This is a genomic window from Brevundimonas sp. FV2ps16 (assembly GCF_058681075.1).
Map to the genome: position 1 here is coordinate 471,325 of NZ_CM178728.1, position 14,183 is coordinate 485,507.

A 14,183-nucleotide genomic window follows, 5' to 3' on the forward strand; every position below is an offset into this window, starting at 1 on the left:
GGACCGCGAAACGAAAGACGCCGGCGCGCCTCGCGGCCGCCGGCGTCTTTGTGGTCGCTCTCTAGTTCAGTTCGCTGACCTTCAGCGTCGACTGCACCATGTCGTCGCCGTAGGTGCCCACCCAGACGTCATAGCGACCGCCCTGGGGATTGGTGATCAGCACCTTGGGGTTCACCCCGCCGCCGCTGTCGTCGTCGCAATACCAGCGACCGTTCGGGGCGTTGATCAGCAGGGTGGTGTCCTCGGACGCCTCGACCAGGAAAGTCAGGTCCATGGAGCCGGGCTCGAAGAAGATCTGATAGTCCGCCGCCGCGCTGACCTTGCCCTCGCAGCCGGCCTTTGCGCTTGCCGCCGGGATCGAGCCGCCAGCCAGGATCGCCTTCTCGTGCGGGTCAGGCGTGAAGCCGGTTTCCAGGCTCACCGAGCCGAAATTGGGATCCAGACCAGGGTCCGGCGCACCGGCATCGCTCGCATCCGATCCACCCAGTTCGCTGATCTCCAGCGTCGACTGCACCATGTCGTCGCCATAGGTGCCCAGCCAGATGTCGTATCGTCCGCTCTCGGGCTCGGAGATCAACACCTTGGGATTCACGCCGCCGCCGCTGTCGTCGTCGCACAGCCATTGCCCGCCCGGCGTATTGACCAGCAGGGTCGTGTCATCCGACGCCAACGCGCGGATGGTCAGGTCGAACTCCCCGGCTTCGAAATTCAGTTGCAGGTCCGGGGCTGCGCTGACCGAGCCTTCGCAGCCCGACCGCGCGGCCGAGGCGGCCACGGAGCCGCCGGCCAGGATAGACTGGGTCCACGGATCCGGCGTGAAGCCGGTCTCCAACGCGACCTCGCCATAGTTGGGATCAAGCGTGAAATCCGGCTTGGCGCTGCTCTTCTGCGCGACGCTGACGCCGGGCGCGAGCACGAGCGCGGCGCTGGCCGCAATGGCGATAAGCTTCATGGACGATCTCCCTCCCCTGCGGTCTTGCGCCGCAGGACGATCCTATCCGCTTCCGCCGCACGGCACAGCTTCAAATCACAGCAGCTGTGTTCAGAACCGCCGTCGGCCGGACGCCGTCTCGAAGAACAGACGGAAGTCGCCCATCAGGCTCCACAGCGGATATTTGAACGTGGCCGGCCGGTTCTTTTCGAAGAAGAAATGGCCGACCCAGGCGAAACCGTAGCCGACCAGGGGCATGGCCAGAAGCCACCAGGGGTTCAACGTCAACACGAAGGCGACGAAGGCCAGGATCACCAGACCGGTGCCCACGACGTGGATCCGCCGACAGGCCCGGTTGGAATGCTCATGGATGTAATAGGGATAGAAGGCCTCGAACGAGGCGTATCGTCCCTGGGGTTCGGACGGCGTGTTCATGGGCGGAGGGTGCGCCTCCGCCCATGATCAATCAAGTCTCAGCCCTTGGGCTTGCCCTTGAAGCCTTCTTTCTTGAAGCCCGGCTTGGCCTTGAAGGGCTTCTTGGCGAACGGCTTGTCGGCGGCCGCATTCGAGCGCGGGTTTCCGCCGCCACCATCGGACTTCGGCGCCCAGGGCTTCTTCTTGAACGGCGGGCGGGCGTCGCCCTCGCCGCCGTCGGCGCGCTTGTAGGGGGTCTTCTTGAACGGACGATCGCCTTCGTCGCGGTTCGGCTTGCCGGAGAAACGGCCGGCCTTCATCGAACCCGGGGTCGGGGCTTCCGACGACGTGATCTTGACCTCGTCGTTCGAGGCGGCGACAGCCTCGCGGAAGGCCTTTTCGTGGGTCTTGGCGATCTCGAACCGGGTCTCTTCCGGGAAGGTGCGGATGGCGCCGATCTGGGGCTTGGAGATGCCGCCGATGCGGCAGATCAGCGGGATCAGCCATTTGGGATCGGCGTTCTTGTTGCGGCCCACGTCCAGGCGGAACCAGACCACGTCGTCCGCGCCCAGGCGATCGCCCGGCCAGGGCTGGGCGGCCGTGCCGTCTTCGTTGCGCACCGTGCGCTCGCGCTTGACGGGGCTGCGATCCGAGCCCGGATCGGACAGTTCTTCCGGCGCCGGCTGCTCCTTGCGCAGCAGACGTACCAGGGCGGCGGCGATCTCGTCGGGCGTGCGCTCGGCGATCATCCGCTTGGCGACGATCATGTCCTCGTCGGTGACTTCGGCCTCGAAGAACTCGGGCGACAGCAGACGGCCTTCATCGGCCTTGCGGATCTCGTCGAACGTAGGCGCGCCGGACCAGACGGCGTCGATGCCGGCGTCGTCCATCAGACGCTCGGCCTTGCGGCGACGCGAGTGCGGCACCAGCATCACGGAGACGCCCTTCTTGCCCGCCCGGCCCGTCCGACCCGAACGGTGCAGCAGACCGGCGCGGTTCATCGGCAGTTCGGCGTGGATGACCAGGCCCAGATCGGGCAGGTCCAGACCGCGCGCGGCCACGTCGGTGGCCACGCAGACGCGGGCGCGGCCGTCACGCAGCGCCTGAAGCGCGTCGGTCCGTTCGCGCTGACCCATCTCGCCCGACAGGGACACGGTCGAGAAGCCGCGTTCCAGCAGCGAGGCCTGGAGGTGGCGCACGGAATCGCGCGTCGAGCAGAAGACCATGGCGCGCGGCATCTCGTACCAACGCAGGGTGTTGACCACCGCGTGCTCGATCTCGTTGGGGGCGATGCGATAGGCGCGGTATTCGATGTCGGCGTGCTGACGCGACTTATCCGTCGCGTCGATCCGCACTGCGTCCTTCTGGTAGCGCTTGGCCAGGGTGACGATTTCGCGTGCGATGGTGGCCGAGAACAGCAGGGTGCGACGCTCGGCCGGCGCCTGGTCCAGGATGTGCTCCAGATCTTCGCGGAAGCCCATGTCCAGCATCTCGTCAGCCTCGTCCAGGACGGCGACCTTCAGCTCGGACAGGTCCAGATTGCCCCGGTCGATATGGTCCTTCAGACGGCCGGGCGTGCCGACGACGATATGGACGCCGAAGCCCAGGGCGCGGGCTTCACGCCGCGCATCCATGCCGCCGACGCAGGTGGCGATCTTGGCGCCGGAGTCGGCGTACAGCCAGCTCAGCTCGGCTGCGACCTGCATGGCCAGTTCCCGCGTGGGCGCAATGGCCAGGCACAGGGGCGCGCCGCCCGGACCGAAGATCGGCTTGTCGCCCAACAGGGTCGGGGCCGCGGCCAGGCCGAACGCGACGGTCTTGCCCGAGCCCGTCTGGGCCGAGACCAACAGGTCGCGTTCGGCGTATTCGACTTCCAGGACGGCGGCCTGAACCGGGGTCGGCTCGGCATAGCCCTTGTTGACGAGAGCGCGGTCGAGCGCGGGATGGACGGCGGGAAAGGGCATCGGCTACCTGGAATGACGAACAAGGGCGGTCGCCGAAACGACCGCGCCCGGCCGAGGACAGACCTCAGGCCGGGCGAATAATGGGCGCTCTATACACGGATAAAGGCGCAAGCGGGGCGGAAAACGCCGTTCACCCTGTTTGTTGCGGGGGCGTTGACCGGGACAGGTCCAGAGTGCGGGCTGAAGGAGACCGCCCATGCAGGCCATGTCTGTCGCCGCCGCCGGAATGCTCGGCGCCCAATCCCGGTTCGAGGCCGGCGCGCGCCGCACCGCGTCTGCACCGCTCGACAATCTCGCCGAGGAAACTGTCGAACGCATCCAGGCCAAAACCGCCTTCACCGCCAACGCCACCGTGGTGCGCACTGCGGACGAGATGAGCGGGACCCTGCTGGACATGCTGGCCTAGCTGTCGGTCGCTGGCTCAGGCCCCAGGATGCGCCGGATATAGGGCCAGGCCCTGGCCACGGCCGAAATCACGCCGACCAGGCTGGCGAAGAACTGAAAGCCCGCCCAGACGGCGCTGAACACCGCGCCGCCCAGGAACAGCTCGGACAGGGGATAAAGCACGGAGGCGATCGCGATCTGGAAATCGGCATAGGCGACCGAATATTCGATCGACCGGTCGGCGAAGAAGGCGATCACCACCGCCGCCGACACAGGCGACCAGAGCAGGGGCAGTACCAGCAGCACGGCCGCTGAAAGCACCGCCAGTTTCGTCCCCAGGGTCCAGTTCGACAGAAAACTGGCGACCACGCCCACGCCGAGGATCAGGGCGACCAGGGCCAGCAGGACCGGCAGAACCAGATCCGCCGCCGCCATCAGGTCCATGAACAGCATGCCGACCAGTATGGCCGCACCGCTGACCAGGAAGCCCGTCACCCACAGGGCGGCGTACTGGCTGAACCGCTGCTTCAGATGACCGATGTCGAACATGGCGTTCCCCGACGACGCCTCCCCCGAGGCCGCCTAAGGATACTCGCCTTCGACGCGAAGTCGACTCAGAGAACCGCGATCACCGGAATGTCGCAGTCCTCCGGTCGACGGGGATCAGAATTCCTCCCAGCCCTCCGCCGCAGGCGCGGCCTGGGCCTTGGGAGCCGCGCCGCCGCGACCGAGAGTCTTGAGGGCGGCGACCATGTGGTTGGAGCGGCCCGGTGCTGACGCCATGGGTGCGGCGCGTTCCGTCGGCGTCGAGGCCGATGCTCCCACCTTGAATTGCGCCATCGAGGTCTGCAGGGCCTCCGCGTCCTGGGCCAACGCCTGGCTGGCGGCGGTAGATTGCTCGACCATGGCCGCATTTTGCTGCGTGACCTGATCCATCTGATTTACGGCGGTGTTGACCTGGGCCAGGCCCACGGCCTGTTCCTGGGCCGAGGCGGCGATGTCCGACACCAGACCGTCGATCTCGGCCACCCGGTCCACGATCCGCTGCAGGGCCTCGCCCGTCTGGCCGACTAGGTTCACGCCCGACCCCACCTGAGTGGTCGAGGTCGAGATCAGGGTCTTGATCTCTTTGGCCGCGTCGGCGGAGCGCTGGGCCAAGGCCCGCACTTCGGAGGCGACCACCGCAAAGCCGCGACCGGCCTCGCCCGCACGCGCCGCTTCCACGCCGGCGTTCAGCGCCAGCAGATTGGTCTGGAAGGCGATCTCGTCGATGACGCCGATGATCTGGCTGATCTGAGACGACGAACCCTCAATGGCCTGCATGGCCTGGACCGCGTCGCGAACGATGACGCCCGAGGTCTCGGCGTCGCCCTTGGCGGCCTGAACCACTTCGGAGGCCTGGCGGGCGCCCGACGCGGTCTTGTTCACCGTGGCCGTGATCTCGTCCAGGGCGGCGGCGGTTTCTTCCAGGCTGGCGGCCTGCTGTTCTGTACGGCGCGACAGATCGTCGGCCGCCTGCGATATCTCGCCGGCGCCGGATCGGATGCTGGCGACATTGTTCAGGACCACGCCCATCGCCTGCTGCAGCCGGGCGATGGCGGTGTTGAAATCGATCTTCAGCTGTTCGCCGCGCGGCGATACATCGGTCGTGAACCGATGGGTCAGGTCGCCGTTCGACATGGCGGACAGACCCTCCGCCAGAGCGGTCAGGGCCACACGGTCCTCTTCGGCGATCCGCGCCTTTTCGGCCTCGTTGGCGCGGTGTTCGGCTTCACTCAGTGCGCGCTGGGACTGGGTTTCCGCCTCGAGCCGGATCTTCTCAGCCGCATTGTCGCGGAAGGTCCCGACGGCGACGGCCATGCGGCCGATCTCATCCGTGCGATCTTGGGCAGGAATAGCCACGTCGAGATCGCCGCCGGCCAGTCGATCCATGGCGCGGGTCATGGCGACAATCGGCTGGCTCAAGGCCCTCACGAGCCACAGGGTCATTGCGCCCGCAACCAACAGGGCCAGAACCCCGCCGACGATCAGGGCCGCGTATCCGGCCTCGAACGCGATCTTCTTGTCGCCCTCTCTCTGGGTCAGAACAAGCCGCGCCGCTTCGTCCACGGCCGTGACGGCCGCACGCACGTCTTCAAGCCCTGCCGTCTGCATCAGTTGGGCCCCGGCTTGGGGTCGGGTGGCGGGATCGCGGGCCAGACCCATCAGGTTTTCGGACTGTTGGTGGAAGGCGATCGTGGCGGCGCTCAGCGCCTGATGCTGGGCGGCGTACACATGGCTCGGATCGCTGGCGTCCAGGGCCGCGACCGCCTGATCGAAGCTCGTCTTGCGCGCCGTATAGTCTTGAAGCGCCTCTTGCCGGCCTGTCGCCACATAGGCGCGCATGGCGTTCTGTTCCTCGACCGCCGCCGTCAAGGCTCGGTTTGCAGCGTCGCTGATCTTTCGTGCGGACTGTTCGGCCGTATCGGACTGCTGGATCGTCATCAGGCTTAACAGCACCACCAGGGTGGCCACGCCGCACGCGCTCATCATGGCCCCGAGGGCGATCATGAGCTTGATGGATACCGATAGGGACCTGAACACGTCCGCCTCCGAATACTAGGGTGCGTCAGGGCCTAAGGCACACTCGTTACCAAACCTTCTAAGGCTAAGCTTCCAATACAACCTTTTCGGGCAGGTTGAAGAAGTCCGCAAACCGCTCGAAAACGCGAACATCGCCCTTGATCGACAGACCGCTGTTCGCTTCTAGCGCCGAAATCGGGACCTTGCCGTAAACTGCGGCCACGACCTGTTGCGGGCCTATGATCAGGGTGACGTCGGCGTCCCCAATCTCATCGCGCCGAGCCTCCAACTTCCCTCCCGACACCTCGACGCGGAAGGGGGTCTCGTCGAACATGAAGCCGACGACCATGGCGGCCTGCCCGGCGCGGGCCGGATCGAACATGGTCTTGAACGACAGCATGGTGGAGACGGCGCTGATCGGCAGGGTGGGATCATGGCCCGGCGACCGCGCAGCCCAGCGGCCCAAGACCATGAAGACCGGCTCGATCTCGCGGCCCCACTCCGTCAACTCATAGACCTGAACCGAGGCCGGAGGCGGCAGTTTTCGACGCCGCACGACGCCCGAGGCCTCGAGCCCCTCCAGCCTCTGGGTCAGAACATTGGCCGAGATCCCGTGCAGATCCTTCTTCAGATCGCCGAACCGGCGCGGACCCAGCATCAGTTCGCGTACGACCAGCAGCGCCCAGCGTTCGCCGATCAGGTCCAGCCCATGCGCCGCGCCGCACGCATCGTGGTACCGACGCCCCGGCTTATCGGTTACTTTTTCTAACTTCATAGTTGACTATTTTAATCTCTCGCGGCACGCTTGGCAAACATTGGGAGAGGAAAGACGAATGACCCAGTTGATTTTCATCAATCTGCCTGTCGCCGACCTGAACCGGTCCATCGCCTTCTATGAAGCGGTCGGCGCCACGAAGAACCCGATGTTCAGCGACGATACGGCGGCCTGCATGGTCCTGTCGGACGTGATCCACGTCATGCTGCTGACCCACGACAAATGGCGCACCTTCACGGACCGCCAGATTCCCGACGCACACGCCTCCGCCCAGATGCTGCTGTGCCTGTCGCGCGACAGCCGCGACGCGGTCGATGCGGTGGTGGCCCAGGCCGGGGCGTCCGGCGGGGCGGCGGACCCGAACAAGCCTCAGGACTATGGCTTCATGTACGGGCGCAGCTACGCCGACCCGGACGGTCATATCTGGGAGACCATGTGGATGGATCCCGCCGCCATCGCCGCCGGCCCCGAAGCCTTCGCCGCCCATGAACTGACGCCCGCCTGACCGGAAGACCGACATGTCCGATCACTTTGAACTCAGTGTCACCCGCCTGATCCAGGCCTCGCCCGAAGACGTGTGGAAGATCTACGTCGAGCGGACAGGCGAATGGTTCTGCCCCCGTCCCTGGACCACGCCCGTCGTCGATTGGGACCTGCGTGTCGGCGGTCGCGCCAATGTGGAGATGCAATCACCCGAGGGAGAGCGCCACGCCTATTCCGGCGTCTTCCTGGAGGTGGTCCCCGGTCGGCGACTGGTCTCGACCGGCGCCATGACCGAGGGCTGGCTCCCTCAGGCGGGCGAGATGAATTTCGTCCGCACCGACACCTTCGAACCCGAGGGCGCGGGCACGCGCTACACCGCCATCGCCCGCCACTGGGACGAAAAGGCGATGCAGACCCACCGCGCCATGGGCTTCGAGCAAGGCTGGGGCGCTGTCGCCGACCAACTGGCCGAACTGGCCGAAACCAACACCTGAGGAGAACGACAATGACCTATGTAAGCGGCTTCGTGACCCCGGTGAAAACGGCCGACAAGGACGCCTATCTGCGATGCGCCCAGGCCGCCGCGCCCATCTTCAAGGAGTTCGGCGCCCTGGCCGTCGTCGAGAACTGGGGCGTGGATATTCGCGACGGCAAGCTCACCGACTTCAAGATGGCGGTGAAGCTGGAGCCCGAAGAGACCGTGGTCCTGTCCTGGATCATCTGGCCCGACAAGGCGACCGGCGACGCCGCCGAGAAGAAGATGATGGAAGATCCCCGCTTCCACGAAATGGAAATGCCCTTCGACGGCAAACGGATGGTCGTCGGCGGTTTCGAGACGATCTTCGAGGCCTGATGCGTTCAGGCGCGCGCGGCCTTGAGCGCCGCCGTCAGGTCCTTGCGTCGCTTGGCGTGGCTGCGCTCCAGGTCCGAGCGTTCGGCTTCCAAGGCTTTCAACCTTTCAGCCAAGGCCGCGTCAGCCTCTTGATAGTCGGCGTCCAGGGTCTCCATCTCGGCCCGCAGACGCTCGATCTTGGCGATCCGCGCCTTCGACGGGCCGGCGTCTTTCTTCGGCTTGGCCGCCTTGCCGATCTTGCCGGCGTCAATGGACAGGCCGCGCTCGATCACCTCGCCCGGCGCCGCCAGGGCCGCGTCATAATCGGGTCCGCCGCTCAGTTCGCTGGCCAGGCCGGTGGCGAACAGATCCTGCTTAGATCCCCAGGCCACCAGCGCCTTGGGCCGCGAGCTGACGGCGACCGTGAAGGCGTGAAAGCCGTCCGACCATGTGAAGACCTTCAATCTCTGCGCCATGCGCCCTCTCTCCCAGGACGCGGATCGGCGCCCTAGCGACAGAAACGCGTGTCGGTCGCTTCCAGATGCAGGTGGTCATAGTGGACGGCGTTGTAGTCGGGGCTCAGCACCGTGCCGAAGACACGGCAGGCGTCATCGCGGATGCGGCGCAGGAACCTGGCCTCGGGCGCATCGCCATTCCAGTCGGCGGTGACGCTGATCCGCCGCCCGTCCCTCAACCGTACGCCAGCGAAGTCCAGAGCCGCCGCCTGGGCGTGGGCGCTGATCCGGGTCGAGCCGGCGCCATTGTTCACATTGCGACAGGCGTAGGCGCCCATGTGGTCGATCTGGACCACGTCCGAGCCCAGGATCTCGCGCGCCGCCGGCTCCAGCGACTGCCGCCGCCAGATGCTCAGCGCCAGGGCGGTCTGGCAGGTCATCTGCACATCCCCCGGCGCCATCCGCGCCACCGTGCCCATGTCGGCGCCCAGCACTCCGCCCTGGCTCAAACCGCAGACGGTGGTGTTCTGGCGGTCCGGCACAGGACTGAAGCGAACGCGCGCCGCCGTCAGCTGGGCCATGCACCGCCCGAGCTCGCCACCCTCGCGCGCCACAGCGCCCTGCGTCCCACCGTCGATCGGCCGGTCGATCAAGCCTCCGACCAGGGGCGCCGCCGACTGACCGGGATAGGGCGAGGGCCTCAAGGTTTCGGGCTCGCGGCGTATACAGCCGCTCAGGACGGCCAGCACAGCCAGACCCGCCAGGAGACGCGTCAGGAAAGGGGGCGAGGACATGGCCTCATCTCCTATCCGATTCCCGGCGAAACGCAGGTCACGAGGCGGAGAGCCGCCTATCGCCGTTCCGCCTGCCCGCCTGCCGCTCTGCACCGGTCCGAACAGAACCGCACCTGATCCCAGTCGCGCGCCCACTTCTTGCGCCAGGCGAACGGCAGGCCGCAGGCGGCGCAGATCTTTTGCGGCAGATCGGCCTTGGCCGGCGCGCGGCCCAGATTGACGTGTTTTCGACCCATGCGGGGGCCTCCACGAGAAAGGGCGGCCCCGTCGGAGCCGCCCCTGATCGTCTTAGCTGTCCAGGAAGGACCGCAGCTTCCGCGACCGGCTGGGGTGTTTCAGCTTACGCAGCGCCTTGGCCTCGATCTGGCGGATCCGCTCGCGGGTCACCGAGAACTGCTGGCCGACTTCTTCCAGCGTGTGATCGGTGTTCATGCCGATGCCGAACCGCATCCGCAGGACCCGTTCCTCGCGCGGCGTCAGGGACGCCAGGACGCGGGTCGTGGTCTCGCGCAGGTTCGACTGGATGGCGGCGTCGATCGGCAGGACGGCGTTCTTGTCCTCGATGAAGTCGCCCAGATGCGAATCCTCCTCGTCCCCGATGGGGGTCTCGAGCGAGATCGGCTCCTTGGCGATCTTCAGGACCTTGCGCACCTTCTCCAGCGGCATGGCCAGTTTCTCGGCCAGCTCTTCCGGGGTCGGCTCGCGGCCGATCTCGTGCAGCATCTGGCGCGAGGTGCGGACGATCTTGTTGATCGTCTCGATCATGTGGACCGGGATACGGATGGTCCGCGCCTGGTCGGCGATTGAGCGCGTGATCGCCTGACGGATCCACCAGGTGGCATAGGTCGAGAACTTGTAGCCGCGGCGGTACTCGAACTTGTCGACGGCCTTCATCAGGCCGATGTTGCCCTCCTGGATCAGGTCCAGGAACTGCAGGCCGCGGTTGGTGTATTTCTTGGCGATGGAGATCACGAGGCGCAGGTTGGCCTCGACCATTTCCTTCTTCGCCTGACGCGCCTCGCGCTCGCCCTTCTGCACCGTCTGAACGATGCGGCGATAGTCGTCGATCGGCAGGCCGGCTTCCAGGGCCACGGCGGCGACGTCGGCGCGGATGGTGGCGATCTGGCTGGCCTCGTTGTCGCTGAACTTGGTCCAGCGCACGCCCTGGTCCTTGATCCGCTCGGTCCAGGTCGGATCCAGCTCGGCGCCGAAATAGGCCTTCAGGAACTCAGGGCGCGAAATGCCGTAGCTGTCGGCCAGGCGCAGCAGACGGCCTTCCAGACCGATCAGGCGCTTGTTGATCGCATAGAGCTGCTCGACCAGGGCTTCGATGCGGTTGTTGTTCAGCTTCATCGTCTTCAGACGATCCGAGATGGATTTCGTCAGCGTCTGATAGGCCTTGGCGTCCTTGGTGCTCAGCACCTCGCCCTTCAGGCGGGTCTGGACCAGCTTGTCCTGCAGGCTGCGGAACTCGCCAAAGTCGGCGGCGATCAGGTTCAGAACCTCCATCACCCCGTCGCGCAGCTCGGCTTCCAGGGCCGAGATCGACATGCCGCCGCCGTCGTCGAAGTCATCGTCGTCATCGTCGTCGGATTCAGGCTTGTCTTCGGACGCCGGCTTCTCCTCGGCCTCTTCTTCCTCTTCGCTCTCGGGCTGGGCGGCGCCCGGCAGGGACGAGGGATTCAGCACGCCGTAGGTCGCGTCCAGGTCGATGACCTCGCGCAGCAGGATGCGGTTGTTCTCCAACTCGTCGCGCCACACCATGATGGCCTCGAAGGTCAGGGCGCTTTCGCACAGACCCGAGATCATGGCGTCGCGGCCGGCTTCGATCCGCTTGGCGATGGCGATTTCGCCCTCGCGGCTCAGCAGTTCGACCGAACCCATCTCGCGCAGATACATCCGCACCGGGTCGTCGGTACGGTCATAGGCGGCCTTGGCGGGCGCTTCGGCCACGGCGGTTCCGGCGGCGGCGGCGACGTCGGTGGACTGCTGCTCCTGCGCGTCCTCCTCGGCCTCGACGACGTTGACGCCCATTTCCGACAGCATGGCCAGGGTGTCTTCGATGGCGTCAGGTGTGACTTCTTCCGAAGGCAGGACCTTGTTCAGCTCCTCCATCGTCACATAGCCGCGCGCCTTGGCCTGTTTGATGAATTTCTTGACGCCGGCGTCGGTCAGATCGAGCAGGGGTCCGTCGGTCGAAACCTCGGCGTCCTGCGTCTCGGTCTGTGCGTTCATAGTCAGTTCGTCTCCAGCCGGAGGGGGTGATCAATCCACCCCGGCGAAAAATACAATGCCTGGCGAGGCGTAAGGTTACGCGCCCGCGCTGTCTTCCCAATTCTTCTCGACCTGGTCGCACATAGAAGCGCATCCCGCTCGACCCAGGCCGGCGGAACCCTTCATCCTGCCCTGGCGCATCTCACGCCAGGACCGAGGCGTCGAACGCCTGCGACCATCGGACCCTTGCCTCGGCGAGGGGCGCATTTGCGGCCTGGAATGGCGCGCCGGACTTCGCCGCCGCCTTCTCGACCTCGCGCACTAAGGCATCATGACCCGATTGCGCCAGATGGCGTCGCAACCGGGCAGAGTCAAGCGCATCCGCCTCAATCGGCGCGCCTCAGACCAGGGTGGTCCAGAAATCGGGCGCCGCGAACGAACGCGTGATGGCGTCGCGCTCGGCCTTCAGCCGCACCAGGGCGTCGATGCCCGTGCCCTGGCCCATATCCTGTTTGGCGGTCTCGATGGCGCGCGACAGGGCGGCCAGATGCGTCATCAGACCGAACACCTTCAGCCAGTGGGCGCGCGATTCCGCCACGGTCAGGTCCGACGACAGGAAGGAGGCGCCCGACTTGGACGCCGCCTTCTCGATCTCCTTCAGCAGGGGATCGAAGCCGGAATCGCGCAGCCGATGCCGCACCACCGCCGCATCGGACGCCTGACCGGACAGGCGCAGCCGCACCAGTTCCTGGGCCAGCCCCTCAAGCGAGGCGTCGCCGAAGCCCTGGACGCTGACCTCCTCCAGATGGTCGTCAAGCCGCTCAATGTCGTCGATCGCGGCATAGGCCAGGGCCGCCGCCACCGGACTGACCGCCCGGAACAGCGACTGCATCGCCTGCGCCCCCTCTACGGTCTGGCCCAGTTTGGGGGGCGGGCCGAACCGGCCCCGCCCCTGCCCCGGCGTCCAGGGCGCGCGTTGGGGCGTGCGCGGAAACAGGGCGTCGAACCGATCAAACAGATCGCGGCGATACTGTTCCGCCAGATCCTTGTCCTGAATGGCCGAGGCGGCGGTTCGCAATCGCGCCTTGAACCCCGCCTTGCGTTCCGGCGTGTCCAGCGGCTCGACGTCCTGCTCACGGCGGAACAGGACCTCGGCGAAGCCGTGGGTGTCGGCCAGGGCCTGGCGCAGGGCCGGCGCCCCCTTGTCGCGCAGGATGTCGTCGGGGTCCTGACCGCCGCTCAGCAGCGAGAAGCGGAACGACCGCCCGGGCTTCAGCAGCGGCAGCGAGCGTTCGATGGCGCGATAGGCGGCCCGCAGCCCCGCCGCGTCGCCGTCGAAACATAGCACCGGCTCATGGCTGACCCGCCACAGCCGCTCCATCTGCTCTTCCGTCAGGGCCGTGCCCATCGGCGCCACAGCCGGCAGGCCCGCGCGCTGGCAGGCGATGACGTCCATATAGCCTTCGACCACGATGATGGCCTGGTTGTTCTTGCTCTCCGCCCCCAGGATGCGCCGCGCCTCGGGCAGGCCGTAAAGCGTCGCCCCCTTGTGAAACAGCGGGCTTTCCGGGCCGTTCAGATATTTGGCCCGGTCGTCGGGGTTCATGGCCCGGCCGCCGAAACTGACGATCCGCCCCCGCGCGTCCAGGATGGGGAACATCAACCGATCGCGGAACCGATCATAGGGCTGGCCGCCGCTGTCGGGCGAGATCAGCACCCCCGCTTCGACCAGTTCGGCCGGCCGCGCCCCGCGCTGAACCAGGGCCTGTTTCAGCCCCTCGCGGTCATTGGGCGCGTAGCCCAGACCAAACCGCTCCCACTGATCCTCAGGCAGGCCGCGTTTTTCCAGATAGTCGCGCGCCGCCTTGCCGGGCGTGCGGCGCAGATTGGCGGCGAACCATTTCTGGGCCAGATCCATCCAGTCCGATAGACCCTGACGCTTCTGCTCGCGCTCTGCCTCCTTCGGGTCTTCGGCCGGCAGTTGCATCCCCGCCTCGCCCGCCAGCCGCTGCACCGCCTCGACGAAGCTCAGCCGCTCGGTCTCTTGCAGGAAGGAGATAATGTCGCCGTGCTTGCCGGACGAGAAGTCGTGGAAAAAGCCCTTGTCGTCATTGACGAAAAACGACGGCGACTTCTCCTTAGAGAAGGGCGACAGGCCGACATATTCCCGCCCCTGCCGCTTGAGCTTCACCGTCCGCCCGATCACGTCGGACGGGCGAAGGCGGGCCTTCAGTTCATCGATGAATCTTTCGTCGAAACGCACCCAGCGATCCATAAGCCTTGCGGCGCTTCGCGTCGATGATCGGACACATCGATGATGGGGTGCGTCGATGATCGGAGAACGATCAGGCGGTTCGTCCGGGCATCCCCCGAAG

Annotated in this window: 15 protein-coding genes; 4 read left to right on the plus strand and 11 right to left on the minus strand. The window is 66.3% G+C overall.

Translation table 11 applies throughout. The features are described from left to right. Positions 1 to 61 precede the first annotated feature (61 nt). The 3 genes from ACW170_RS02190 to ACW170_RS02200 all read right to left on the minus strand — a co-directional run bounded on the left by ACW170_RS02190 (position 62) and on the right by ACW170_RS02200 (position 3,309). Complete coding sequence (locus tag ACW170_RS02190) at positions 62 to 952, minus strand: hypothetical protein (RefSeq protein WP_492088075.1); 891 nt, start codon at positions 950 to 952, stop codon at positions 62 to 64. Between the two features lie 90 nt (positions 953 to 1,042). After that, entirely contained in the window at positions 1,043 to 1,366 is a 324-nt protein-coding gene (locus tag ACW170_RS02195; RefSeq protein WP_492088076.1) for an Mpo1-like protein, read from the minus strand. A 38-nt stretch (positions 1,367 to 1,404) separates the two neighbouring features. Next, positions 1,405 to 3,309, minus strand: coding sequence for a DEAD/DEAH box helicase (locus tag ACW170_RS02200; RefSeq protein WP_492088077.1), 1,905 nt, complete (start codon positions 3,307 to 3,309; stop codon positions 1,405 to 1,407). A 196-nt stretch (positions 3,310 to 3,505) separates the two neighbouring features. Here ACW170_RS02200 and ACW170_RS02205 point away from each other — a divergent pair, with 196 nt between their 5' ends. Continuing rightward, positions 3,506 to 3,715 (plus strand): flagellar basal body rod C-terminal domain-containing protein, encoded by a 210-nt coding sequence (locus ACW170_RS02205; RefSeq protein WP_492088078.1) that lies wholly within the window; start codon positions 3,506 to 3,508, stop codon positions 3,713 to 3,715. Here ACW170_RS02205 and ACW170_RS02210 read toward each other — a convergent pair. The 3 genes from ACW170_RS02210 to ACW170_RS02220 form a co-directional block, all read right to left on the minus strand. Then, on the minus strand, positions 3,712 to 4,242 hold the full coding sequence (locus ACW170_RS02210) for a hypothetical protein (protein WP_492088079.1): 531 nt from the start codon (positions 4,240 to 4,242) through the stop codon (positions 3,712 to 3,714). The genes ACW170_RS02205 and ACW170_RS02210 overlap by 4 nt on opposite strands. A 114-nt stretch (positions 4,243 to 4,356) precedes the next feature. Continuing rightward, positions 4,357 to 6,243: a methyl-accepting chemotaxis protein gene (locus tag ACW170_RS02215; RefSeq protein WP_492089125.1), complete on the minus strand. Its 1,887-nt coding sequence runs from the start codon at positions 6,241 to 6,243 to the stop codon at positions 4,357 to 4,359. Between the two features lie 97 nt (positions 6,244 to 6,340). Further along, positions 6,341 to 7,030, minus strand: coding sequence for a winged helix-turn-helix transcriptional regulator (locus tag ACW170_RS02220; protein ID WP_492088080.1), 690 nt, complete (start codon positions 7,028 to 7,030; stop codon positions 6,341 to 6,343). A gap of 58 nt (positions 7,031 to 7,088) precedes the next feature. Between ACW170_RS02220 and ACW170_RS02225 the strand changes: the two genes are divergently transcribed. The 3 genes from ACW170_RS02225 to ACW170_RS02235 are packed head-to-tail and all read left to right on the plus strand — an operon-like array spanning position 7,089 to position 8,366. After that, a complete protein-coding gene (locus ACW170_RS02225; protein WP_492088081.1) occupies positions 7,089 to 7,535 on the plus strand; it encodes a VOC family protein in 447 nt (148 codons plus the stop codon). 13 nt (positions 7,536 to 7,548) lie between these two features. Further along, positions 7,549 to 8,007 carry an SRPBCC family protein gene (locus ACW170_RS02230; protein WP_492088082.1) on the plus strand — a complete coding sequence of 153 codons (459 nt, stop codon included), beginning with the start codon at positions 7,549 to 7,551 and terminating at the stop codon, positions 8,005 to 8,007. An 11-nt stretch (positions 8,008 to 8,018) separates the two neighbouring features. Beyond that, positions 8,019 to 8,366, plus strand: a complete 348-nt coding sequence (locus ACW170_RS02235) for a DUF1428 domain-containing protein (protein WP_492088084.1) — start codon at positions 8,019 to 8,021, stop codon at positions 8,364 to 8,366. Positions 8,367 to 8,371: 5 nt separating this feature from the next. Here the strand turns inward: ACW170_RS02235 and ACW170_RS02240 are convergent, their stop codons facing one another. The 5 genes from ACW170_RS02240 to dnaG form a co-directional block, all read right to left on the minus strand. Then, positions 8,372 to 8,821: a hypothetical protein gene (locus ACW170_RS02240; protein ID WP_492088085.1), complete on the minus strand. Its 450-nt coding sequence runs from the start codon at positions 8,819 to 8,821 to the stop codon at positions 8,372 to 8,374. 32 nt (positions 8,822 to 8,853) lie between these two features. Continuing rightward, positions 8,854 to 9,594 carry an extensin-like domain-containing protein gene (locus ACW170_RS02245; RefSeq protein ID WP_492088086.1) on the minus strand — a complete coding sequence of 247 codons (741 nt, stop codon included), beginning with the start codon at positions 9,592 to 9,594 and terminating at the stop codon, positions 8,854 to 8,856. Positions 9,595 to 9,650: 56 nt separating this feature from the next. Further along, positions 9,651 to 9,830 (minus strand): DUF2256 domain-containing protein, encoded by a 180-nt coding sequence (locus tag ACW170_RS02250; RefSeq protein WP_492088087.1) that lies wholly within the window; start codon positions 9,828 to 9,830, stop codon positions 9,651 to 9,653. Positions 9,831 to 9,882: 52 nt separating this feature from the next. After that, a complete protein-coding gene (gene rpoD / locus ACW170_RS02255) occupies positions 9,883 to 11,829 on the minus strand; it encodes an RNA polymerase sigma factor RpoD (RefSeq protein ID WP_492088089.1) in 1,947 nt (648 codons plus the stop codon). Between the two features lie 379 nt (positions 11,830 to 12,208). Then, entirely contained in the window at positions 12,209 to 14,071 is a 1,863-nt protein-coding gene (gene dnaG, locus ACW170_RS02260; protein WP_492088090.1) for a DNA primase, read from the minus strand. Positions 14,072 to 14,183: the final 112 nt, after the last annotated feature.